We start from the raw sequence: 21708 nt of genomic DNA on the forward strand, positions 1-21708 counted from the left end.
CTCGCACGTCCGGCGGTTCCCGCGGTGAAGGAGGAGGAGCATGCCCCCCGTACGAGTGCTGATTGTGGGAGCGGGGTCGCGCGGCGGCGGCTACGCGGAATGGATCCGGCGCCATCGCGACGTCGCCGAGGTGGTGGCGGTGGCCGAGCCGCGGCCGGAATACCGCGAGCCGCTGGCCGAGGCGCACGGGATCGCGCCCGAACTGCGCTTCGCCGACTGGCGCGAGGCCGCGGCGCTGCCCCGGCTGGCCGACGCCGCGCTGGTGTGCACGCTGGACGACGCCCACCTCGAGCCGGCCGTGGCGCTGGCCGACCGGGGCTACCACCTGCTGGTGGAGAAGCCTCTGGCGCAGACCCGGGCCGACTGCGAGGCGATCGTGGCCGCCGCGCACCGCAACGACGTGCTGCTGGGCGTGTGCCACGTGCTGCGCTACACCGCCTACACCCGGATGCTCAAGGAGATCATCGACTCCGGGCGGATCGGCGAGATCGTCAGCGTCGACCACGTCGAACCGGTCGGCTTCTGGCACCAGGCCCACTCCTATGTGCGCGGCAACTGGCGGCGCACGGCGGACACCGCTCCGATGCTGATGGCGAAGTCCTGCCACGACCTGGACTGGCTGCGCCACATGATCGGCAGGGACCCGGTCAGGGTGTCGTCGTTCGGCTCGCTGCGGCACTTCCGCCCCGAGCAGGCCCCGCCCGGCGCGGGCGAGCGCTGCCTGGACTGCGCGGCCGAGCCCACCTGCCCCTACTCCGCACCCCGGATCTACGGCCGGTTCCTGGACGAGGGCCGCACGGGCTGGCCGCTGGACGTGCTCACACCCGAGCCCACGCGGGAGTCGGTCTTCCGGGCGCTGCGCGAGGGCCCCTACGGGCGCTGCGTCTACCACTGCGACAACGACGCGGTGGACCACCAGGTGGTGTCGCTGGAGTTCACCGGCGGCGCGACGGCGACGTTCACGATGACCGCCTTCAACCGGGCGCGCCCGCGCGAGACGTCGATCTACGGCACCCACGGCGAGCTGTTCTGCGACGGCACCCGCATCACCCACTACGACTTCCTCACCGACTCCACCGAGCTGATCGACGTCGCCGCGGCCAACGACGGCATGATCGAGTCGGGTCACGGCGGCGGCGACGGCGGGCTGCTGGCGTCCTTCCTGCCCGCCGTCGCGGCCGGCGACCCCGCGATGGTCGCCACCAGCGGCGAGGACGCGCTGCACTCGCACCTGCTGGTCTTCGCCGCCGAGCAGGCGAGGCTGGAGGGCCGTGTGGTGCACTTCGACCCCGTGTCCCCGGCCCCCGTCCCGGCCTCCGCCCCGGTCCCCGGTTCGGGCCGCTTCCGGTAGCGGGCGGGCCGCGCCCGTCGGGATCAGTCCATTCCGCGGGCGCTCATGGCCTGGCCGAGGGACTCCGCCGAGCGGATCAGGTTGACGATGACCGGGACCACCATCAGGTGCGGCCTGCCGCGCAGGCCGCGGGCGGCGTAGGCCTCGCGGGAGGCGCGCCAGGCCGTGGCGACCATGGGGATGCAGCGGATCGTGAGCGCCAGCACCAGGGCCACCCGGTCGGGGCGCGCGCCGACCAGGCGCAGCGGTGCGGCCAGCCGCTCGAACAGGGCGAGCATCTCGCTGACCCTGGTGGTGAGCGTGACCAGTCCGGCCAGCAGCACCGCGGTGGTCAACTGGGCGCAGACCCGCAGGCCCACCTCCCAGCCCGCGGTGAACGCCTGGAAGGCCGCGATGGCCACGAGGAAGGGCAGCAGCGGGCGCAGGGTGCGCCACAGGTACCGATGCGCCGGGCTGCACAGCGGGTAGAGCAGTGCCGCGCCCGCCGCCGCGCCCAGTGCGGCCCACGGGTCGCCGACCAGCAGCACCGCGGTCACCGTCACCAGCAGGACCAGCAGTTTCGCGCCCGCCGGTATCCGGTACACGGGTCCGGTGCCGGGGACGTAGAGCCCGATCACGCTCACGGCCGCCGCTCCGGGGCCGCGGGCGGCTCCATCAGCTTCCGGTAGTGGTCGACGGCGTCCTGCGGGGCTCCGTCGAAGACGATCCGGCCCTCATCCATGACCAGCACCCGGTCGAAGCCGGCGAGCGTGTCCAGGTGGTGGGTGAGCAGGATGACCTGCTGCGGCAGCGCGCGCAGGGTCTGCTCGATGACGTGCACGTTGCGCAGGTCGAGCAGGGTGGTGGGCTCGTCGCAGACCAGGACCTCGGGCTCGGTGACCAGCACCGAGGCCAGCGCGAGCATCTGCTTCTGCCCGCCCGAGAGCAGGTGTGCGGGGTGGTCCCGGTGATCGGCCAGACCGTGCCGCTCCAGGACGGCGCGCACCCGCTGGTCGACCTCGGCCCTGCTCAGCCCGCTGCCGCGCAGCCCGATCGCGACGTCCTCGGCGACCGTGGGCATGATGATCTGGGTGTCGGCGTCGGAGAAGACGAAGCCCACCCTGCGGCGGATGGCCCGGGCGTGGCGGCGGGTGTCCCCGCCGTCGAGGAGTACCCGCCCGGAGTCGGGGACGACCAGCCCGTTGAGCATCCGGGCCAGGGTCGACTTGCCGGACCCGTTTGCGCCGATCACCCCGATGCGGTGCTCGGCCAGGTCGACGGAGACGTCGTGCAGAACGCGGCGCCCGTCATAGGCGTGCGTCACGTTCTCCAGTCGCAGCATTGGCCTCATCCGTTGCTCCTCGTCGGCGGCCGCGGTCGCGGCGGTGCCCGCGGGCTCGGTCACCTCGGCCCGTCCGGCGCACTCTCCTGCTCCACGCGGCGGCCCGCGGGCGGGATCGGGTAGGCGCGGTGGACGCCGGCGGCGATCGCCGCGGCGATGACGGCCTTGACCAGGTCACCGGGGAGGAAGACGAATGTCGCGATCAGCGTGGCCAGCAGTCCGTCGTCCACGGCCTGCGCCGTCCACGGCACCCCGAACAGGTAGACGACGCCGATGCCTCCGATGACGTTGAACAGCAGGCCGAGCCAGAACCGGTACCGGGGCAGCATCCGGTCCACCAGCAGGCCGATGACCACGGCGGCGAAGATCCAGCCGACCATGTAGCCGCCGGTCGGCCCGAAGAAGGGGGTGAGGCCGCCGCGCCCGCCGGGCAGCAGCGGGAGCCCGGCCAGCGTGAGCGCCAGGAAGGTGACGACCGCCAGCGTGCCGCGCTTGGCGCCGAGGACGCTCGGGGCCAGCATCACCCCGAGCGTCTGCAGCGTGATGGGCACCGGGCCGACAGGGATGGCGACCGGCATGCTCAGCACCGCGATCAGCGCCGCGAACAGCGCGACGAGCGCGGCGTCGCGGGCCGTCAGCCCGCGATGGCGAATGTGGTTGGTGGGGGATTCGCTCATGTCCCGTCCTTGGATCCGTGCCCGATATGGGAAGAGGTGTCGCTTTCATTGTGGTGTACGCCCCCTCCCCGGTGCGGATGCGGGGTCGGACAGCTTTTCCCCGGACCTTTTGTCGGAATCGGCGATGGCCGCCCCGGACCGACGGGCGGGGCTAGGGCGCGGGCAGGACGCAGACCGGGTCGGGGAGGGGCAAGTGGTGCTCCGCGGCCCGCGGGACGCCGGTGGCGGGGTCGATGCGCAGGGCGGTCAGCGTGCCGGAGTTCTGGTTGGCGACCACCAGGAGGTCGGCCACCCGCGCGAAGTGCCGCGGCCAGGCGCCGCCGGTGGAGGTGTCGGCCAGGTGGCGCAGCTTCGCGCCGTCGGCGCTGACCTCGAAGGTCGCGATGGTGTCGGCGCCGCGGTTGCTCACGTAGAGGCGGTCGCCGCCAGCGGAGAGCGCGACCTCGGCCGGGAAATTGTCGACGCCGGTGACGCCGGTGGCCTCGGCCTCGTCCACCGGTTCGGCGGTGGACGAGGCCGCGTCCCAGCGCAGCACGTGTACCCGGGAGTCGAGCTCACCGGCCACGTGGACGTGGCCGGAGGGGTGGACGGCCAGGTGCCGGGGTCCGGTCCCCGGCGTGAGCCGCGCGGCGATCGAGGGCTCCCCCACCGGGTCGGCGGCCCGCGGGTCGAACGGGATGCAGCGCAGCTCGTCGGTCCCCAGATCGGCGACGAGCAGGTGCCGGCCACCGGGCGCCACGCCGACGCTGTGCGCGTGCGGCCCCTCCTGCCGCTCGGCGTCGGGACCGCCTCCGCTGTGCCCGATGAGCCGCGAACGCTCCCCCGGTGCGCCTCCCGGACCGATCGGGTGGACCGACACGCCGCCGTCGGCGTAGTTGGCGGCGATGACGTGCCGACCGCCGGGGTGCGCGATCAGATGGCACGGCGAGGCTCCGCCCGTGGCCGCGGCGCCCAGCTCCTCCAGCACCCCCTCTGCGGTGGCGGCGAATCCGGTGACGCCGCCCTCGGCGCGCTCGTTGACCGCGTAGACGCGCCGGCCGCCGGGGTGCGCGGCGAGGAAGGACGGCCCGCTCGTCCTGGCGGCGACCCCCTCGTCGCCGAGCTCTCCGGTCCGGAGGTCGAGCCGGACCCGGTGGATGCCCGAGCCGGTCCCCGCCGGGTCGGAATCGGGGGTGTAGGTACCGATCCACAGGAGTCGCCGCTCGGCCATGATCGTCCATTCGTGTCCGTGGGGATTGCGGGGCCGGTGGCCCGGGGCCGTCGGCACACCTTACGCCGCTGTGCGCCGCGGCGGTGGACCCGCGTCCGGCCGGGGCGGCTCCGGCCGGACCGGTCAGTGCCCCGGCGGTTCGCTCCGGAGCAATTCGAACAGGCGACCCAGTTGGGCGCCCGTGAAGAAGTGGCCGCCGGGGATCAGCGCGCTCGCGAACGGGCCCGCGGTGTGCCGGCTCCACTCCCGCAGACCGGACTCCGCCACCTCGGTGTCGTCGGCTCCGGCCACGGCCGTCACCGGGATGTCGAGCGGCGCGTCCTCGTGCCACCGGTAGTGGCCGTGGGCGAGGAAGTCGTCGCGCATGTCCGCGCCGAAGACCTGCATCAGTTCCGGTTCGGCCAGCACCTCCCTGGGGACGCCGCCGTAGCGCTCGGCGACCCGGCGCACCAGCTCCACCGGATCCTCCGGCAGCTCCAGCGACTTTGCGCGGTGCGGCGCCTCGCGCCCGCTCACCACCAGGTGGGCGACGGCCCTGCCGCGTCGGCGCAGCTCCCGCGCGGTCTCGTAGGCGTACAGGGTCCCCATGCTGTGCCCGTAGAGGACCAGCTCCCCGTCGATGGCCGCGAGGTCGTCGGCGTAGCGCCCGGTCAGGAGTCGCCAGTGCCGCTCGGGAGCGGTCGGGAGGCCGCTTCCCCGGGTGGCCGCGGCCCAGACGTGGAAGCGGTCGGCCAGTTCCGGCAGCCAGGGAAGGTAGGAGCCGCCGTTCCCGCCCGCGTGCGGGAAGCAGATCAGGTTCCGGTCCTGGCCGGTGTCCTCGCTCAACCGAACGACCATGCTCTCCGGCACCGCTCGCGCGCGGTGCCGGCGCGACGTCCGCACGGTCATCTCCTGCCCCTCTCCGTCATGTCGTGCGTCGGCGAAGTGACGGGGGTGCTTCCGGAGCCGGACCACTGTGACCGCCCTCACAAAAGGACACGCGGCCACATTCACCCCAAGGCGGACAATACGCGGGAACAGTAACCCTCTGGTGGAACGCGGAGCAATTACCCGCGTCATTTCAGTCACGGATCCGATGGTTATGGACTCCTCCATATGACCTGGGACACAACGTAAGAGCGCAGGGCCCCGGACACGTTCCGTGCTGTCCGGAGCCCTGCGCTCGGTGTTCTTCCCCGCCGGTCGGGGCGTTCGAGGCGACGGTCGGCCGCCTTTCCTCGCCCCCGCCCGATATTGCGGTCAGCCGACGAGTTCGGCGTCCTTCGGGCGCGAGAGGGTGTACTTGAGCAACCGCTTGAGGACCTCGCCGGAGGACGTGCGCTCCCTGGCGTCGAAGTCGATGACCGGCACGTCGGCGCTGATCTCCAGGGCCTCGCGGATCTCCTCGGCGGTGTAGGCGAGTTCGTCGTCGAAGCGGTTCAGCGCCACGACGTAGGGGATGTGCTGGTTCTTCTCGAAGTAGTCGATGGCGTCGAAGCAGTCCGCCAGGCGGCGGCTGTCCACGACGATGACCGCGCCGACGGCACCGCGGACGATGTCGTCCCACATGAACCAGAAACGGGCCTGGCCCGGCGTGCCGAACATGTACATGATCAGCTGTTGGTCCAGGGTGAGCCGACCGAAGTCCATGGCGACGGTCGTCGTGACCTTCTCCGGCGTGGCCGAGATGTCGTCGTGCTCGACGCTGGCCTCGGTCATCACGGCCTCGGTCGTCACCGGCGGGATCTCCGACACCGAGCCGACCAGGGTCGTCTTCCCGGCGCCGAAGCCGCCGGCGATGACGATCTTGGTCGACATCATCGAGTTGGTGTCATTGGAAGAGACGTTCGAGTCCACGGAGCGCCCTCTCCAGAACTTGGTTTTCCGACGGACTGTGTCCGGTGATGGTGGGATGGATGTAGATCAGGTCCTGGTCGGCCAGGTCGCTCAGCAGGACCTGGGTCACGCCCAGCGGGATCTTGAGCTGCGCCGCGATCTCGGCGACCGACCGCGCCTCCCGGCAGAGCCGGTGGATGTCCTGCGACTCGGGCATCAGGTTCTTCGGCGGCTCGGTCCCGGGATCCGCGGTGGAGACGAGCGTCTGCACCATCAGCGGGTGGCGCGAGCGGGTGCGCCCTCCCGTGAAGGTGTAGGGGCGAATGCGCGCGCCCCTTCGCCTGCGTTTGCTCATTGCGGTGACAACCTCTTCATGAGTCGCTCCGAAGTCCTAGGGAGACGGGCGTCAACGTGCGATGACCTCGCGGAGCACGGAACGGAGCTGAGGGGTCAGCACGTGTCCCGCGTTCTCCACCAGCAGCGTCATCTGGTAGGCCACGATCTTCATGTCGGCGTCACCGGAGGTGAGGACCGCGAGGGAGGATCCGTCGCTGATCGACATGACGAACAGATACCCGCGCTTCATCCGCAGGATGAGCTGTTCGGAGTCGCCCTTGCCGAACATCCGGGCGGTGCCGTCGGCGAGACTCTGCAGACCGCTGGCGATCGCGGCGAGCTGTTCGGCGTTCTGCTCCGAGAAGTCACGGGAAGAGGTCAGCAGGAGGCCGTCGGAGGAGACCACGACGGCGTGCTCGACCCCCGGCACTTCGGAGACGAAGTTGGAGATGAGCCAGGTGAAGTTCTCCGCGCTCTCACTCAAGCGGTGTTCCATGTCCGTCCAAGCTTCTCTATGAGTCGGTTACGAATAGATTGGCTCACGTCCGAGCCGCTACTCATCCGTGTTCGCCGCCCGCTCGCCCTCGAGGAAGCCCTCCAGATCGGCGCGGATCCGCTCGGCCTTGCTGGCGCCGCCGCCCTGCTCCTCCTCCGGCCGCCCGTCCGCCGCGGCTTCCTTCTCCGGCTCGGCCGGCAGGGTCGGCAGCGGCGACGTGGTGCGGTGGGCGCTGCGGCGCGGCAGGCCGGCAGCCGTCACGGGTGACTGTGACTGCTGCATGTCCGTTCTGCTCTCCTGCGGCTTCGGTTCGGAAACGGCGGCCGGCGCGGCCCTGACCGGCGGGACGGGCATCGGCGTCCGCACCGGGGCGGGGCGCTCCGGGCGCTCGGGAGCCGGTCCGGTCTCGCTGAACATTCCGGCGGGCACGACGACGTGGGCGCTCATGCCCCGGAACGCCCGGGCCTCCAACTGCACCTCCAGCTCGTGGCGGTGCGCGATGCGGCTGACGACGTAGAGGCCCATGTGCCTGACGACCTGCTGGTCGAGGACCGGGGAGCCGCTCAGCCGCTCGTTGAGCGCGTCGAGCTGCGGCTTCGGGATGCCGATGCCCTCGTCCTCGACCGTGAGCAGGAGCCGGCCGTCGGCCATCGGCTGCGAGCTGATGACGACCTGCGCGTGGTCGGGGGACTTCGCGGTGGCGTTGTCCAGGAGTTCGGCCAGCAGGTGGCTGATGTCGTCGGCGATCGGGCCGGCGATGAACAGCTCGGGCAGCCGGCCGAGGCGCACGCGCTCGTAGTCGCTGATCTCCGAGATCGCCGCGCGGGCCACGTCGAGCAGCGGAACGGGCTCCATCTGCGGGTCGCCGCTGTCCTGACCGGCCAGCACCAGGAGGTTCTCGCCGTTGCGGCGCATCCGGGTGGCGAGGTTGTCGATCTTGAACAGCCGGTCGAGCAGTTCGGAGTCCTCGGTGCTCTCTTCGAGCTCTTCGACGATGTCCAGCAGCGAGTCGACCAGGGTGAGGTCGCGCATCGCGAGGCTGGCCAGGGTGGCGGTCACCAGCTCCTGGGATTGGGATGCCGTGTCCGCCTGCGGGCCGACCGGTGCGCCCTGAGGGCCGGGAGGACCCGCGGGGCCCGACTGCCCGGGGGGCGCCTGCGGCACGCCGACCGGGGCCGGTGGTGGTGCCGGAGCCGACGGCGGGACCGGCGCGGGAGCGGGGGCCGAGCGCCCGCCGAGTCCCAGCCAGCCCAGGATCCGACGTAGTCTGCCGCCTCCTGATGCGGTGGAGACGCCGCTCTCCGGCCGCATCATGTGCGACAAGGGATGGTCCACACGATCAGCCGATGACCGCGCCTGTGCCACAGCACATCTCCTCGATACGGGGGAACTGACCAATCACGGCGAGCTGACGGGATACCGGTGGCGCGCGGCCACGCATCGCGGCTCACCGAGAAACCGGGAAGCCGGTCGTCAGCAGGGATTCTCCGGAGGGAAACGGAGCGATGCCGTTTTGGTGGCGTCGTCGCATCTCCGGCCGTCGAACCGCCGGTGCAACCGCTGATAAACGAGCGAATCGCTGGCAACAGTAGCACAGAACCCCTACGTAGTAGGTGATTCATCGACCCATGGAAAAAATGGGCCGAGTGCGCCGGATGACCGGATACGCCCGGTCAACCGGGCGAAAACAGCCATCCGTGACCGCCCGTGTCACCGGCGACATTAGCGCGACTCGTGCGGGGTTCGCCGGGTTTCGGGAAAAGTCGCCGCCGTTTTGCGGGTTCGCCGCTTCAGCGCCGCGCCGAGGTGGAGCCGCGCGCGACGAGCGTCGGCTCGAAACGCAGGCGCTCGTGCCGGTGGCCGGGGTCGTTGAGCTCGGCGAGCAGCAGCCGCATCGCTGCGCGGCCCATCTCGTACTTGGGCTGGGCCACGCTGGTCAGGCCCGGATGGATGAGCGAGGCGACGTCGATGTCGTCGTAGCCCATCACCGAGATGTCCTCCGGGGCCCGGATGCCGCGCCGCCCCAGCGACTTCAGCAGCCCCAGCGCCAACTGGTCGTTGGCGCAGAAGACCGCCTGCGGGCGCCGGCGCGGGCCGCCGGCCAGGACGGCCTCGGCGGCGTCCTCACCGGATCTGGCGTTGAGCTGCGGCGTCTCCACGACGCGCACGGCCTCGTGGGGGTCCAGTCCCGCCTCGGCGCACGCGCTCCGCAGCCCGGCCAGGCGGTCGCGGCACTGCTCGATCGCGAAGGGGCCGCTGACGAAGGAGATCCGCTCGTGGCCGAGACTGATCAGGTGCCGCCCCGCTGCCAGGCCGCCGGCGTGGTTGTCCACGCAGACGCTGCATCCCTCCTCGACCTCGATGTCGCCGCGGTCCAGCAGCACCCAGGAGATTCCGCGCTGGCGCAGCCACAGCAGGTCGGACAGGTCGTCGTCGATCGGCATGACCACGGCGCCCGCGGCCCGCTGCTCGGCGAGCAGGCGCAGCGACCGGCGCTGGCGGTCGGCGCGCTCGGCCGAGTTGAGCAGGAGCACCGCGAGGCCCTCAGCGGTGGCCTCGTCCTCGACCCCCCGGGCGACCTCGGTGAAGAAGGGGTTGGTGACGTCGAGGACGAGCAGCCCGATCGAATCGGTGCGGCCCGAGCGCAGGCTGCTACCGGAGGAGTTGCGCACGTAGTCGAGCTCGCGGATGGCCTCCTCGACGCGCCGCCGGGTCGCCTCGGCCACCCGTTCGGGGCGGTTGAGAACGTTGGAGACCGTGCCGGGCGACACACCCGCGCGCGCCGCGACCTCACCGATCCCCACCGGGCGGCGCGTGTCATCGGATGACGACTGGGAGGTGGTGGCTGCCAAGGTCCGCTCTCTTCCCGTTGCGACGAGTCCGTGCCTCCCACGATGCTACCCGCCTCGCCTTGAATCGTTTTACGGGAGCGGGCGTGGCCGCATCCGGCGCTCTCCCGCACCGCGTGCGGGCGCAACCGTCGTGCAGCGGAGACAGGCCCTGGTGAGCGGCCCCGCGATCGGAGCGCCGGGCCGCGCACCGGCACCGCGGCATGCGCCGCGGTCTCAGGCGCCGTGGCCGAATGCGGGCATCGACCGGGACTCGATCGGGGCGGACCGAAAGGACGCGGCCCACCCCGCGTGGACCGGCGCGGCTCAGTGCGAGGCGCGCCGCGCGCGGTCCACCTCTTCGGCGAGCTGCTCCTTGACCATCTTGGAGCGCTCTTCGGCGCTGCCCGCCATCAGCCGACGCACCTCCTCCTGGCGCATGCGGTCGAACGCGTCGCCCAGCTCCTTGAGGCGATCCTTGCCGACGGCGTCGGCCAGTCCGGGCAGGACCTCGCTCTCCTCCTCCTCGATGTGGTGCTTGACCGCGTCGACGAACTCCTTCAGCCGGTCGTCGAACTGGGCGGAGCCGGGGTCGGTCTCCTGCAGCCGGCGCAGCATCGCCTCGGCCTCGTGGTGCTCCTCCGCGCCGTGGTGCACCTCTTTCCTCTCCCCCGCTTCCCGCGCGACGACCGGGTAGACCTGCTGCTCCTCGGCGCGGCTGTGCGCCAGGAAGCGGGCGGCCATCTCCGGGAGCAGCCGGGAGCGCTCGTCCCGGTTCCGGCTCAGCCGGTCGAACATCTCCTCCATGTCGCGGTGGTCCTGCTTGATCAGCGTGATGGCGTCGCGGGCCATGGTCGCCTCCGAATCGGTTCCTCGAACGTGACGGGCCCGGCTACCCGGCATCGGGCCGGTCATGCGCTCGCGCGTAACCGACCTGAACTGGAGGAGAACCGCAGCCGGGCCGCGAATCGGCGGTCGGTCGGCTAGCCGGGGGGCTCGGGTCGGGGATGCTCCGGGCGCACGTCCTCGTCGGGCACCTCCCGGTCGCCGCCGGGAGGCTCGATGTCGGGAACGGGCGGCTCCGGCGCGTTGGGCGGCTGCGGCGGATCAGGGTTCTTGGGACGCTCCGGGTCCTTCGGGTGCTCCTGGTCTCGGGTCATGCGGCCCGACTACCCGGACGGCGCCGGATGACACCGGTGCGCGCCGCCGACCCGTCACCGGGTCGAGTCCCGTCCGACGTCGAAGCGCTGCTCGTAGCGGGCGTGCGCCTCCCGGATGACGGCGCCGTCCAGCCAGGCCACCGGGTCGACGTCGACGAGCAGCGGCTCGTGGTCCGGCCCGCGCGCCGTCACCCGCCCGGCGAGGATCCAGGCCCGGCGGGACTCCCCCTCCTCCGCGATGCCCGCGTACTTGCAGACCTGGCGGGCCAGCCAGTCGGCGAGGGGGCGCCGCCACCAGGGTTCGGGGTCGAGCACGGTGGCCGAGAGCCCCGGCAGTTCCAGACCGCTCTCGTAGTCCAGGCTCAGGCTCCCGCTGTCGTGCGCGGGCCCGTGGGAATAGCGCAGGTACAGTCCTCTGCGCCCCTCGATCAACTCCACGAGCTCGTCCAGTCCGCGCAGCACGGGCAACCGCGGCGCGTCCCCGCCCTCGTCGCGCGGGCGCTCCGATGCCCCGTACTCGTCCTCCGCCCCGCTCATGCCGGGCCGACTACCCCCGGACCCCGCCGGCCATGCGTCCGGCCCCTTTACGCGGCGGACGCGTCCGCCCCCGCGCACATACGATCCCCGCGCACGGGCAGCCGGACCGCCACGACCAGTATGATCCGCGGCCGCCGCGCCGGGCGCGGGCGACGAAGGAGGGATCGACGTGTCCGACACAGCCGACGACACCACCACGCCGGGCGCAGGGCGGGACGTCTACGCCTCCTACGACCGGATCGCGATCGTCACCGGGGGCGACAGCGGAATCGGCCGGGCGACCGTCGTGGCGCTGGCCGAACAGGGATTCGACGTCGGACTGACCTACCACGAGGACGAGGAGGGGGCGCGGGGCGCGGCCGAGGAGGCGCATCGGGCCGAGCGCGGCGTCGCGGTGCGCCGGCACGACCTCACCGACCCCGTCTCCGGCTCCCGGGCGGTCGAGGAGCTGGCCGACGAGCTCGGCGGCGTGGGCGTCCTGGTCAACAACGCCGGGGTCGGCACCGAGCGCGCCCTGCTGGAGACGGACTACGAGCAGTGGCGCGCGGCGCTGGCGGTCGATCTCGACGGGCCGTTCCTGTGCTCGCGGTTCGCGGGGCTGCGCATGGCCGAGCGGGGCCGCGGCGGGCGCATCATCAATGTGACCAGCGTCCACGAGGACCTCCCGCGCGTGGGGGCCGGACCCTACTGCGCGGCGAAGGGCGGCCTGCGGATGCTGACCCGCACCCTGGCGCTGGAGCTGAGCGCGTACGGCATCACCGCCAACGCCGTGGCGCCGGGGGAGATCGCGACCCCCATGACCGGTCAGCACGAGCAGCCCCCTGAACCGGACTCGCGCGGCGGCTACCCGCTGGCCCGGCCGGGCGACGCCCATGAGGTGGCCGCGGTCGTCGCGTTCCTGGCGAGTCCCGCGGCGTCCTACGTCACCGGCGCGACGGTGTTCGTGGACGGCGGGCTGACCCTGATGGGCCCGCAGGCGGCGGGGGCGCTGTCGTCACCGCGGTGGCGTGCCGGATGAGGACGGCTCGGGGCGGACCGGATGCAGCTCCACCCCGGTGAGCGCGCCGCTCTCGACCACCGCGGTCATGTAGGTGTGCTGCGGCTGGCGGCGCCGGTCCGTCGGCGAGCCGGGGTTGAGCAGCCGCAGCCCGGTGGAGGCGGTGGAGTCCCACGGGATGTGGGAGTGCCCGAACACCAGCACGTCGGCGTCGGGGAAGCGCGCGGCGCAGCGCTCGTCGCGGCCGCGGGCCTGACCCGTTTCGTGCACCACCGCCAGGCGCACTCCGTCGAGGGTGGCGCGGGCGACCTCGGGCAGCCGCTCGCGGAGCTGCGGCCCGTCGTTGTTGCCGTGGACGGCGATCAACCGGCGCGCCCGTTCGTCCAGCGCCTCCAGGGAGGCCAGGTCGCACCAGTCGCCGGCGTGGATGACCACGTCGGCGCCGTCCACCGCGCGCCACACCTGTTCGGGCAGGTCGCGGGCTCGTCGCGGGATGTGGGTGTCGGAGAGGATCACCAGGCGCATGGGCAACCGGCCGTGGAGTCGACGGATCGTGGCGTTGTGCGACCACGGTAGCCGGTCCGCGGCCGGATCGCGCCCGCTGCCCGGCGCCGCCGCCGGTCCGCGGCCGGGTCGGGCCCCATTGGTCGCTCTTTTTCCGGACGCGGTGCGGTTTCAGCCGGTGTTCTCGGGTAGTCGGGCCTGCGGGCCCACGGTTCCGCCCGACCTTTACGGCGGCGACCAGGGGGCCGTGGGCGCCCGGGCCGCGCCGGACGGCCGTGGTGGGGAATCCGCACGTGCGGACAACGGGGTCGGCACCGCGGAGAATCCGCTCGCAGGCGCCGGCCGGTGGCACTCATGCGGTCCACGACCGCGGTGCGGTCCGCACGGGCCGTGCCGCGGCACCACTCGGCAGCCACGGGAGGACACCTTCGATGACGCAGAACTTTCCAGATGGCGGCGGCTTCGACCCGGGATCCTTCGAGGAGTTCCTGGCCCGGTTCTTCGGCGGGACCGGACCGCGCCGCCCGGTACGGCGCATTGACATCTCCCAGCTCATGGACGACGACGCCAGGCAGATCGTCAGCGAGGCGATCGCCCGCGCGATGGAGTCCGACCGGACCGACCTCGACGCGGGGCACATCCTGTGGGCGCTGCTGCGACACGATTCGACGCGCGCGCTGGTGGCCAAGACCGGTGCCGACCCCGACCGGCTCTCGGAGTCCATCGGCGCCGAGACCGGCGCGATCCCCCCGGTGACCCGCCCGGCCCAGGGAATGCCGACGCTGACCCCCGCGGCCAAGCGCACCCTGCTGGACGCCCACCAGATCGCCCGGGCGCTCGGGCACTCCTACATCAGCCCCGAGCACCTGCTGTTCGCGCTGGCGGTCAACGAGGAGTCCCCGGTCGGCCGGCTGCTCTCGGAGTCCGGTGTCACGGCGCAGTCCCTGCAGGCCGCCGCCGGGACCACGGGCGAGCGGCCGGCCAGGACCGAGAGTTCGACGCCGCACCTGGACGAGCACGGCACGGACATCACCGCGCTGGCCCAGGAGGGCCGGCTCGACCCGGTCGTCGGGCGCGACGAAGAGGTGGAGCAGGCCATCGAGGTGCTGGCCCGCCGCCGCAAGAACAACCCCGTGCTCATCGGCGACCCCGGGGTCGGCAAGACCGCGATCGCCGAGGGCATCGCCCAGCGCATCGCCGACGACGACGTGCCGGAGACCCTGCGCGGGCGCCGGCTGGTCCAGCTCGACCTGGCCGGCGTGGTCGCGGGGACGCGCTACCGGGGCGACTTCGAGGAGCGGCTGAAGAACCTGATCGACGAGATCCGCGAGCACGGCTCCGAGCTGCTGGTCTTCATCGACGAGCTGCACACGATCGTGGGCGCCGGCGCGGCGGAGGGCGCCGTGAGCGCCGGGAACATGCTCAAGCCGGCGCTGGCCCGCGGTGAGCTGCACATCATCGGCGCGACGACGGTCGACGAGTACCGCCAGAACATCGAGAAGGACGCGGCGCTGGAGCGGCGGTTCCAGCCCATCCTGGTCTCGGAGCCCGATGTCACCGACACCATCGAGATCCTGCGCGGCCTCCGGGACCGCTACGAAGCCCACCACCAGGTCCGCTTCAGCGACGAGAGCCTGGTGGCCGCAGCGGAGCTGTCCGACCGCTACCTCACCGACCGGTTCCTGCCGGACAAGGCGATCGACCTGATCGACCAGGCCGGAGCGCGGGTGCGGCTGCGGATGAAGACGCCGAGTGTGGACCTGCGCGAGCTGGAGCAGCAGTTGCGGCAGCTGGAGTCGCGCAAGGAGCGCGCCGTCGAGCAGGAGGAGTACGAGCAGGCCTCGTCACTGCGCGACGAGATCAACCGGACCCGCGCCTCCATCAACGAGGCGAGGAGCACGGGTCCGACCGGCGTCCCCGAGGTCGCCGTCGTCGACATCGCCGAGGTGGTCTCGCGCATCACCTCGATCCCGGTCACCCAGTTGACCCAGGAGGAGCGGGAGCGGCTGGTCCAACTGGAGGAGCGGCTGCACCAGCGGGTGATCGGCCAGGACGAGGCCGTGACGGCCGTGGCCGAGGCGGTGCGCCGCTCCCGCGCCGGCCTGGCCGACCCGGACAGGCCGATCGGCGGCTTCCTGTTCCTCGGGCCGACCGGCGTGGGCAAGACCGAGCTCGCCCGCGCGCTGGCCGAGGCGCTGTTCGGCGGCGAGGAGCGGATGGTCCGCTTCGACATGAGCGAGTTCCAGGAGCGCCACACCGCCAGCCGACTGGTCGGCGCGCCGCCCGGGTACGTCGGCTACGAGGAGGCCGGGCAGCTCACCGAGGCGATCCGGCGCCAGCCGTACTCGGTCCTGCTGCTCGACGAGATCGAGAAGGCCCACCCCGACGTCTTCAACCTGCTGCTGCAACTGCTCGACGACGGCCGGCTCACCGACGGCCAGGGCCGCACGGTCAACTTCAGCAACGTGGTCGTCATCATGACCAGCAACCTGGGGTCGGAGCTGGTCACCGGCGGCGGCCCGATCGGCTTCACCACCGGCGACGGGCAGAGCTCCGCCGACACCCAGAACCGGATCATGCGGCGGCTGCGCGAGGAGTTCCGGCCCGAGTTCCTCAACCGCATCGACGAGATCGTCGTCTTCCAGCAGTTGGGCGAGGCGGAGATGGGCCAGATCACCCGGCTGCTGCTGGCGGGGACCGAGCGGCGGCTGCGCGCCCAGGACATCACCGTGGAGTTCACCGACGACGCCGTGCGCTGGCTGGCGCAGCGCGGCTACCAGCCGGAGTTCGGCGCTCGGCCGCTGGCCAGGACGATCCAGCGCAACATCGGCAACCGGCTGTCGAAGTTGCTGCTCAACAATGAGCTCCAGGCGGGCGAGCACGTCGTGGTCGGCGTGGAGGACGACGACATCGCCTTCTCGACCTCGCCGATCCCGGCCGCCCAGGGGCACGCCTGAGGGGCCGCGGCGCGCGGCGGCGTCAGCGGTTGACGCCCGCAGTCAGGCCGTCGATGACCTGGCGGGTCGCCAGCAGGAACAGGGCGACCAGGGGCAGCGTCGTGATGACCAGGCCGGAGTACAGCAGTGACTGGGTCAGGCCGTACTCGGTGAAGAACCTGGTCAGGCCCACCGGAAGCGTGTACTTGGCCTGGTCGCGGATCAGTACCAGGGGGAAGAAGAAGTCGTTCCACAACTGGATGAACTGGAACAGCATCACCGTGGCCAGTGCCGGGCGCACCAACGGCAGCATGATCCGGCCGAACAGCCGGAACTCCCCCGCCCCGTCGATCCGGGCGGCCTCGGCCAGGTCGTCCGGCAGCCGGCGGAAGAACGCGGTCAGGATGAACACCGAGAACGGCACTCCGCTGGCGGCGTAGACCAGGATCAGGCCCCACAGCGAGTCCAGCAGGCCGAGCGAGTCGAACAGGTAGAACACCGGGACGATGCCCAGCCGGATCGGGATCATCAGCCCGGCCAGCAGATAGGCCAGCAGCAGGCCGCTGCCGGGGAAGGAGTAGCGGCCCAGGGCGTAGGCCGCCAGCACCGAGACCGCGGTGCCCAGCGCCACCGCCGCGGAGGTGACCAGCGTGGAGTTGAGGAAGTAGGTCCCGAAGTCGGCTTCGGTCCAGGCCCGGGCGTAGTTGCTCCACGCGGGCGAGGTGGGCAGGCCCAGCGGCTCGGCGCGCAGCTCGGCCTCGGGCCGCAGGGAGCTGATCAGCATCAGCAGCAGCGGGGCCAGCGCCACGGCGGCGTAGCCCCACAGCAGCGCGTGGACCGCGGCCCCGCTCGCGTGGCGGGCGATCCCGCGGCGGGCCCGGCGCGGAGCGGCCGGCGCGGTGGTCGTCGTCATCGCAGCCTCGCCTCCCAGCGGCGCAGGATCCGGGTGGCGGCGATGGAGACGCCGAAGATGAACGCGAACATGACCACGGCCAGCGCCGAGGCCTGCCCGATCGCGCCCGGATCGGGGTTGTTGAAGGCGGTGCGGTAGAACAGCAGGCCGAGCACGTCGGTCGCGCCGGCGGGCGCCCCCTGCGAGCCCTGCATCGCATAGACCAGGTCGAGTACGTTCATGGTGCCCACGAACGTCAGCACCGTCACGATGCCGATCGCGGGCACCAGCAGCGGCAGCGTGACGTGCCGGAAGGCCTGCCATCCCGTGGCGCCGTCCACCCGGGCGGCCTCCTCGTACTCCGGCGGCAGTCCGGCCAGCGCCGCGGTGAACAGCAGCATCGGGAAGCCGATCCACTGCCAGGCGTTGACCAGGACCAGGGTGGGCAGCGCCAGCGCGGGGTCGCCGGTCCACGGCTGGGCGAGCGCGTCCAGGCCGACCGCGCGCAGGGCGGCGTTGACCGCGCCGAACTGCGGGCTGAGCATGAGGCTCCACAGGTAGCCGACGACGATCGGGCTGACCAGGTGCGGCAGCACGTAGGCCGTCTGCAGGAAGCGCCGGCCCGCCCGGGAGCGCCGCAGCAGCACGGCGAAGGCCAGCCCCAGCGTCGTCTGCACCAGCATCGTCCCGGCGAAGAACACCAGGTTGTGGCCGAACGCCCGCCACAGCCGCTCGCCGTAGACCCCGCTGAACAGCCGGATGAAGTTGTCCAGGCCCGCCATCCCGGTCCGGCGGGTGCCCTCCCAGCTGAACAGGCTGTACTGCAACGCGCTGAACAGCGGGTACACGATGAAGACGGTGTAGAGCACGAGCGCCGGCAGGATGAACACGGCCAGGACCCACCACGGCGGCCGATTGCGGCCGGGGCCCCGCGCGGGCCGCGGCCGGCGGAGGCGGGAGGGGGCCGGAGCCGGGGCCGGAGCGGCCCCGGCCGGTCTCAGCCGGTCGGCTCGAACCACGCCGAGATCTCCTTCTGGATCTGCGCGCCCGCCTCCTCAGCCGTGGCCTCACCGAGCAGCATGCTCGCCAGCGCCTGCCCTTCGGCGTCGCGCCCCAGCGGTTCGCCGTAGCCGAAGTGCACGCTCATCATGTACGGCGTTCCGTGCTCCTCGTAGCGGCTCTGCATTTCGGCCAGCAGCGGATCGCTCGGCTGCACTCCCGGAACCGCCGAGATCTGCCGGAGCTCATCGGCGAACGCCTGGCCGAACTCCTCGGTGGCCATCCACTCGACCAGCTCGATCGCCTCTTCGCGGTGCTCGGAGGCCGCGTTGACCCCGTAGGAGCCGTCGGCGAACCCCGGTGTCAGCGGGGTCTCGGAGACCGCGTCCGGCGCGGGCGGCGCGTCGAAGAAGCCGATCCGCAGGTCCGGCGCAGCCGCCTCGAACGGGGCCAGCTCGTAGGCGCCGCCCGGGTACATCGCGGCCCTGCCGCTGGTGAACAGCGTCTGGGCGTCGGTGTAGCTCACCGCCGTGGCGTCGGGCGGCAGGTAGGGCTCCAGGTCCGCGACGGCCTGCAGGGACGCCGTGTAGTCGGGGTCGGTGAAGTCGGTCTCCCCCGAGACCACCGCGCGGGCGAACTCCTCGCCGCCCACGCGCGTGGCGCCCATGGTCTCGCGCAGGATCGCCAGCACCCACGGCTCCTGGCCCGACGTCGCGAACGGGATGGTCCCGGCGTCCTTGAGCTCCTCGGCGGCCTCGGTCATCTCCTCCCAGGTGGTCGGGGGCTCCAGGCCGTGCTCGGCGAAGATCTCCTCGTTGTAGAGCACGCCCAGCGTCTGGAAGGCGAACGGCACCCCGTAGAGCCGGTCGTCCTCGCGCCCGCGGGCGGCCTCCACGACCTCCTCCGGCCAGGAGCTCAGGTCCACCTCGCCGTCCAGCGGGACCAGTTGCCCGGCCCCGATGAAGGCCTGGATCGGGCCGTAGGGCTTGAGCTGGACCACGTCGGGGCCGCCGGAGCTCTGCGTCAGGCCGGTCTGCAGGATCGCCGGGTACTCGTCGTTCTTGTGCCCCCGGAAGGTCACGGTGACGCCGGGGTGCTCCTCCTCGAAGGCGTCGAAGATCCTGTCGTAGCCCTCGGCGTCCTCCGGACGCCAGGACCACACGGTGAGGGTGACGTCGCCGTCGGAGTCCCCGCCTCCCTGGGTGCCGGGGGCGCAGGCCGGAGCGATCAGGGCGAGGGCGGTGACGGTGACGAGGGTCGCGGATCGGCGGGATGTCATGGGGGACCCCTCTCGTGCGGGTGCGGCTCCTGTGTTATGCGGCTCCGATTCGTCGCAGTGCTGCGCGGACCGATCCGCCGGCGGCGCGCACGGCCTCGGTCGCCGCGGCGGCGTCCACGTCGGCGAGCAGGCACACCAGCGCCACCCGGGTGTCGCCGTCGGCTCCGGCCAGCGCCTCGGCGCAGGCCTCCTCGGGCAGTCCGGTGGCCTCGACGAGGATGGTGACCACCCGGCCGCGCAGCTTGGCGTTGGTGGCGTTCACGCCCACCATGAGGTTGGAGTAGGTGTAGCCCATGCGCACCATGACCGCCGTGGAGAACGCGTTGAGCACGAGCTTGTGCGCGGTCCCGGCCTTCATCCGGGTGGAGCCGGCGATGACCTCGGCGCCGGTGTCGACACCCACATGGACGTCGGCCTCGCCGGCGAGCGCGGCCCGCGGGTTGGCGCTGACCAGGACGGTGCGCGCGCCGATCTCGTGGGCGCGGCGCAGCGCCCCGGCGACGTAGGGCGTGCGCCCGCTGGCGGTGAGGCCGACGGCGAGGTCGCCCTCGGCGAGGACCGCGGCGTCGCGCCGGCCGAGGTCGTGGTCGTCCTCGATGCCCTCGGCCGCGTGGTTCAGGGCGTCGTTGCCCCCGGCGTGGTGGGCCACCACGCGGTCGCCGTCGACGCCGAACGTGGGGGGCAGCTCGGCCGCGTCCACCGTGGCGAGCCTGCCGGAGGTCCCGGCGCCGAAGTAGTGGATCCGGCCGCCGCCGCTCAGCGCCGCCACGCCCAGGTCGACCGCGCGCGCCAGCTCCGGCAGGACGGCGGTGACGGCGCGCGGCACGGTCGCGTCCTCGGCGTTGATCTGGCGCAGCACCTCCAATGTCGACAGCAGGTCGATGTCGTGGGTCCCGCTGTTGCGGTCCTCGGTCGGGACCCGCACGATTTCCACCGGGCCTGATGTCATGCCCCGGTTCCCCTTTCGGTGTGGGCGTCAAAACGCTGCTCCGTGCCGTCCGCCCGCCGGCCCTGGGTCCGGCCCCGGGTCCTGCGCCGGTCGTCGCGGTCGACGCGCAGGCCCCGGACCGCCTGGTAGGTCGACTCCAGCGCGTGCCGGCTGTCGGCGTAGCGCAGTTGGGCCAGTCCGACGAAGACGCAGTCGATCACGGTCAACTGCGCGAGGCGGCTGGCCGTGGCGCCGGATCGGAAGGTCGTCTCGCGCGCGGCGGTGGTCAGGACGAGGTCGGCGGTCTCGCTGATCGGTGAACGGGGGAAGTTGGTGATCGCCACGGTGGCGGCCCCCTGCTGCCGGGCCTCGGCCAGGGCCTCGATCGTGTCGAGGGTGGCGCCGGTGTGGGAGATGCCCACCGCGACATCGGTGTCGCCGAGCAGCGCGGCGCTGGTCAGCATCACGTGGGTGTCGGACCAGGCGTAGGAGATGAGCCCGATGCGGTGCAGCTTCTGCTGGAAGTCGGCCGCCACGAACGCGCTGGCGCCGACGCCGTAGATGTCGATGCGCCGGGCCGCGGCGAGCGCCTCGACGACCTTGTGCAGCACGTCGACGTCGAGTTGGGCCGCGGTCTCCTCGACCGCGCGGGCGTCGGTGTAGGCGATCTTCTCGACGACCGTCACCAGCGTGTCGTCGGGGCTGATGTCGCTGGTCACCTCCCGGGCGCCGACCCGGGCGCCGCGGGCCTGGCCGGCCTCGGTGGCCAGCGTGAGGCGGAGCTCGCGGTAGCCGCCGAAGTCGATCGTGCGGCAGAACCGGATGACGGTCGCCTCCGAGGTGTCGCAGTCCTTGGCGAGCTGGGTGATGGAGGAGGCGGCGACGCCTTCGGGATCGTCGATGATGCGCTGCGCGACCCGCTGCTCCGCCGGTGCCAGGGAGGGGAGCAGGGAGCGGATGCGCAGCACGGTGGTGGGCCGCTCATCGCGGGCGGACGACGGCGGGCTCTCGCCCATTGCCTTCGCGGCCTTGTCCATGTCGGAAAGTTTCCTTCGTATCGGCGGTGCGAGTCAATGCATGAGGAGGAGAATCCGGTGATTCGGCTGGTTATCCCAGTATCGTTCTCCGACACTCCGATTGCGAGGCGGCGGCCGCCGGACGGCAGGGCCGGCCGGTCTCCGGTGGGAGGCGGGGAAACGGGAAGGCGGGGAGGCCGGGAAGCAGAGAGACGGGAGGGCGCGCCCGGCGGCTCAGGGCTCCCGACCAGCGGGGCGGCGCCGGGAAGGCTGTGCCCGGCGGGACCGATGCGGTCCTCGACCGTCCCGCCGGACACGCGGACCCGTGTGCAGGCCGTCCTCCTGCGCACGGGAGCCCGTCGGCCGCCGCGCCCCCACCGCCGGTGCCGTGCGGCGGCGGGGGTGAACGCATCGGCCGCAGTGCAC

Annotated in this window: 22 protein-coding genes; 3 read left to right on the top strand and 19 right to left on the bottom strand. The window is 72.3% G+C overall.

Going from position 1 to position 21708, the window contains the following annotated elements; genetic code table 11:
• Positions 1 to 40 precede the first annotated feature (40 nt).
• Positions 41 to 1351, top strand: coding sequence for a Gfo/Idh/MocA family protein (locus tag HDA32_RS21660; protein WP_179644957.1), 1311 nt, complete (start codon positions 41 to 43; stop codon positions 1349 to 1351).
• A 23-nt stretch (positions 1352 to 1374) separates the two neighbouring features.
• Here HDA32_RS21660 and HDA32_RS21665 read toward each other — a convergent pair whose 3' ends face one another.
• The 13 genes from HDA32_RS21665 to HDA32_RS21725 form a co-directional block, all read right to left on the bottom strand.
• On the bottom strand, positions 1375 to 1974 hold the full coding sequence (locus HDA32_RS21665; protein ID WP_179644958.1) for an energy-coupling factor transporter transmembrane component T family protein: 600 nt from the start codon (positions 1972 to 1974) through the stop codon (positions 1375 to 1377).
• Positions 1971 to 2672: an energy-coupling factor ABC transporter ATP-binding protein gene (locus HDA32_RS21670; protein WP_179646856.1), complete on the bottom strand. Its 702-nt coding sequence runs from the start codon at positions 2670 to 2672 to the stop codon at positions 1971 to 1973. The genes HDA32_RS21665 and HDA32_RS21670 overlap by 4 nt, the downstream gene beginning before the upstream one ends.
• A 59-nt stretch (positions 2673 to 2731) precedes the next feature.
• The gene (locus tag HDA32_RS21675) at positions 2732 to 3349 is read right to left on the bottom strand and encodes a biotin transporter BioY (protein WP_179644959.1); all 618 of its coding nucleotides are present in this window, start codon (positions 3347 to 3349) and stop codon (positions 2732 to 2734) included.
• Between the two features lie 151 nt (positions 3350 to 3500).
• Positions 3501 to 4559 carry a lactonase family protein gene (locus HDA32_RS21680; protein WP_179644960.1) on the bottom strand — a complete coding sequence of 353 codons (1059 nt, stop codon included), beginning with the start codon at positions 4557 to 4559 and terminating at the stop codon, positions 3501 to 3503.
• A 123-nt stretch (positions 4560 to 4682) separates the two neighbouring features.
• On the bottom strand, positions 4683 to 5384 hold the full coding sequence (locus HDA32_RS21685) for a thioesterase II family protein (RefSeq protein ID WP_179644961.1): 702 nt from the start codon (positions 5382 to 5384) through the stop codon (positions 4683 to 4685).
• A gap of 414 nt (positions 5385 to 5798) precedes the next feature.
• Positions 5799 to 6356: a GTP-binding protein gene (locus tag HDA32_RS21690; RefSeq protein ID WP_179644962.1), complete on the bottom strand. Its 558-nt coding sequence runs from the start codon at positions 6354 to 6356 to the stop codon at positions 5799 to 5801.
• Between the two features lie 13 nt (positions 6357 to 6369).
• Positions 6370 to 6729: a DUF742 domain-containing protein gene (locus HDA32_RS21695; RefSeq protein WP_179644963.1), complete on the bottom strand. Its 360-nt coding sequence runs from the start codon at positions 6727 to 6729 to the stop codon at positions 6370 to 6372.
• A gap of 51 nt (positions 6730 to 6780) precedes the next feature.
• The gene (locus HDA32_RS21700; RefSeq protein WP_179644964.1) at positions 6781 to 7206 is read right to left on the bottom strand and encodes a roadblock/LC7 domain-containing protein; all 426 of its coding nucleotides are present in this window, start codon (positions 7204 to 7206) and stop codon (positions 6781 to 6783) included.
• 57 nt (positions 7207 to 7263) lie between these two features.
• A complete protein-coding gene (locus tag HDA32_RS21705; RefSeq protein ID WP_179644965.1) occupies positions 7264 to 8265 on the bottom strand; it encodes a sensor histidine kinase in 1002 nt (333 codons plus the stop codon).
• A gap of 731 nt (positions 8266 to 8996) precedes the next feature.
• The gene (locus HDA32_RS21710) at positions 8997 to 10058 is read right to left on the bottom strand and encodes a LacI family DNA-binding transcriptional regulator (RefSeq protein WP_218882547.1); all 1062 of its coding nucleotides are present in this window, start codon (positions 10056 to 10058) and stop codon (positions 8997 to 8999) included.
• Between the two features lie 303 nt (positions 10059 to 10361).
• Positions 10362 to 10886: a hemerythrin domain-containing protein gene (locus HDA32_RS21715; RefSeq protein ID WP_179644966.1), complete on the bottom strand. Its 525-nt coding sequence runs from the start codon at positions 10884 to 10886 to the stop codon at positions 10362 to 10364.
• A gap of 131 nt (positions 10887 to 11017) precedes the next feature.
• Positions 11018 to 11194: a hypothetical protein gene (locus HDA32_RS21720; protein ID WP_179644967.1), complete on the bottom strand. Its 177-nt coding sequence runs from the start codon at positions 11192 to 11194 to the stop codon at positions 11018 to 11020.
• A gap of 54 nt (positions 11195 to 11248) precedes the next feature.
• Entirely contained in the window at positions 11249 to 11731 is a 483-nt protein-coding gene (locus tag HDA32_RS21725) for a DUF6098 family protein (RefSeq protein WP_246334449.1), read from the bottom strand.
• A gap of 169 nt (positions 11732 to 11900) precedes the next feature.
• Between HDA32_RS21725 and HDA32_RS21730 the strand changes: the two genes are divergently transcribed.
• The gene (locus tag HDA32_RS21730; RefSeq protein WP_179644968.1) at positions 11901 to 12749 is read left to right on the top strand and encodes an SDR family oxidoreductase; all 849 of its coding nucleotides are present in this window, start codon (positions 11901 to 11903) and stop codon (positions 12747 to 12749) included.
• Here HDA32_RS21730 and HDA32_RS21735 read toward each other — a convergent pair.
• Entirely contained in the window at positions 12726 to 13253 is a 528-nt protein-coding gene (locus HDA32_RS21735) for a metallophosphoesterase family protein (RefSeq protein WP_179646859.1), read from the bottom strand. The genes HDA32_RS21730 and HDA32_RS21735 overlap by 24 nt on opposite strands.
• A gap of 410 nt (positions 13254 to 13663) precedes the next feature.
• Here HDA32_RS21735 and HDA32_RS21740 point away from each other — a divergent pair, with 410 nt between their 5' ends.
• The gene (locus tag HDA32_RS21740) at positions 13664 to 16189 is read left to right on the top strand and encodes an ATP-dependent Clp protease ATP-binding subunit (protein ID WP_179644969.1); all 2526 of its coding nucleotides are present in this window, start codon (positions 13664 to 13666) and stop codon (positions 16187 to 16189) included.
• Positions 16190 to 16211: 22 nt separating this feature from the next.
• On the opposite strand, the gene HDA32_RS21745 is transcribed toward HDA32_RS21740, so the two are convergent.
• The 5 genes from HDA32_RS21745 to HDA32_RS21765 all read right to left on the bottom strand — a co-directional run bounded on the left by HDA32_RS21745 (position 16212) and on the right by HDA32_RS21765 (position 21303).
• Positions 16212 to 17081: a carbohydrate ABC transporter permease gene (locus HDA32_RS21745; protein WP_179644970.1), complete on the bottom strand. Its 870-nt coding sequence runs from the start codon at positions 17079 to 17081 to the stop codon at positions 16212 to 16214.
• A complete protein-coding gene (locus HDA32_RS21750; protein ID WP_312863279.1) occupies positions 17078 to 17950 on the bottom strand; it encodes a carbohydrate ABC transporter permease in 873 nt (290 codons plus the stop codon). Before HDA32_RS21750 ends, HDA32_RS21745 begins: the two co-directional genes overlap by 4 nt.
• A gap of 107 nt (positions 17951 to 18057) precedes the next feature.
• On the bottom strand, positions 18058 to 19338 hold the full coding sequence (locus HDA32_RS21755) for an ABC transporter substrate-binding protein (RefSeq protein ID WP_179644971.1): 1281 nt from the start codon (positions 19336 to 19338) through the stop codon (positions 18058 to 18060).
• Positions 19339 to 19372: 34 nt separating this feature from the next.
• On the bottom strand, positions 19373 to 20287 hold the full coding sequence (gene murQ, locus HDA32_RS21760) for an N-acetylmuramic acid 6-phosphate etherase (RefSeq protein ID WP_179644972.1): 915 nt from the start codon (positions 20285 to 20287) through the stop codon (positions 19373 to 19375).
• Positions 20284 to 21303 (bottom strand): MurR/RpiR family transcriptional regulator, encoded by a 1020-nt coding sequence (locus HDA32_RS21765; RefSeq protein ID WP_246334450.1) that lies wholly within the window; start codon positions 21301 to 21303, stop codon positions 20284 to 20286. The genes murQ and HDA32_RS21765 overlap by 4 nt, the downstream gene beginning before the upstream one ends.
• Positions 21304 to 21708 lie beyond the last annotated feature (405 nt).

Origin of the sequence: Spinactinospora alkalitolerans (genome assembly GCF_013408795.1) — a bacterium.
Lineage (GTDB): Bacteria > Actinomycetota > Actinomycetes > Streptosporangiales > Streptosporangiaceae > Spinactinospora > Spinactinospora alkalitolerans.

What these genes read in the sequence shown, in the direction of transcription:
- HDA32_RS21690 (WP_179644962.1), bottom strand. Translation starts at nt 6,356, where the DNA reads ATGTCGACCAAGATCGTCATCGCCGGCGGCTTCGGCGCCGGGAAGACG.
- HDA32_RS21695 (WP_179644963.1), bottom strand. Translation starts at nt 6,729, where the DNA reads ATGAGCAAACGCAGGCGAAGGGGCGCGCGCATTCGCCCCTACACCTTC.
- HDA32_RS21680 (WP_179644960.1), bottom strand. Translation starts at nt 4,559, where the DNA reads ATGGCCGAGCGGCGACTCCTGTGGATCGGTACCTACACCCCCGATTCC.
- HDA32_RS21660 (WP_179644957.1), top strand. Translation starts at nt 41, where the DNA reads ATGCCCCCCGTACGAGTGCTGATTGTGGGAGCGGGGTCGCGCGGCGGC.
- HDA32_RS21715 (WP_179644966.1), bottom strand. Translation starts at nt 10,886, where the DNA reads ATGGCCCGCGACGCCATCACGCTGATCAAGCAGGACCACCGCGACATG.
- HDA32_RS21725 (WP_246334449.1), bottom strand. Translation starts at nt 11,731, where the DNA reads ATGAGCGGGGCGGAGGACGAGTACGGGGCATCGGAGCGCCCGCGCGAC.
- HDA32_RS21740 (WP_179644969.1), top strand. Translation starts at nt 13,664, where the DNA reads ATGACGCAGAACTTTCCAGATGGCGGCGGCTTCGACCCGGGATCCTTC.
- HDA32_RS21765 (WP_246334450.1), bottom strand. Translation starts at nt 21,303, where the DNA reads ATGGACAAGGCCGCGAAGGCAATGGGCGAGAGCCCGCCGTCGTCCGCC.
- HDA32_RS21720 (WP_179644967.1), bottom strand. Translation starts at nt 11,194, where the DNA reads ATGACCCGAGACCAGGAGCACCCGAAGGACCCGGAGCGTCCCAAGAAC.
- HDA32_RS21675 (WP_179644959.1), bottom strand. Translation starts at nt 3,349, where the DNA reads ATGAGCGAATCCCCCACCAACCACATTCGCCATCGCGGGCTGACGGCC.
- HDA32_RS21755 (WP_179644971.1), bottom strand. Translation starts at nt 19,338, where the DNA reads ATGACATCCCGCCGATCCGCGACCCTCGTCACCGTCACCGCCCTCGCC.
- HDA32_RS21670 (WP_179646856.1), bottom strand. Translation starts at nt 2,672, where the DNA reads ATGCTGCGACTGGAGAACGTGACGCACGCCTATGACGGGCGCCGCGTT.
- murQ (WP_179644972.1), bottom strand. Translation starts at nt 20,287, where the DNA reads ATGACATCAGGCCCGGTGGAAATCGTGCGGGTCCCGACCGAGGACCGC.
- HDA32_RS21745 (WP_179644970.1), bottom strand. Translation starts at nt 17,081, where the DNA reads ATGACGACGACCACCGCGCCGGCCGCTCCGCGCCGGGCCCGCCGCGGG.
- HDA32_RS21700 (WP_179644964.1), bottom strand. Translation starts at nt 7,206, where the DNA reads ATGGAACACCGCTTGAGTGAGAGCGCGGAGAACTTCACCTGGCTCATC.
- HDA32_RS21735 (WP_179646859.1), bottom strand. Translation starts at nt 13,253, where the DNA reads ATGCGCCTGGTGATCCTCTCCGACACCCACATCCCGCGACGAGCCCGC.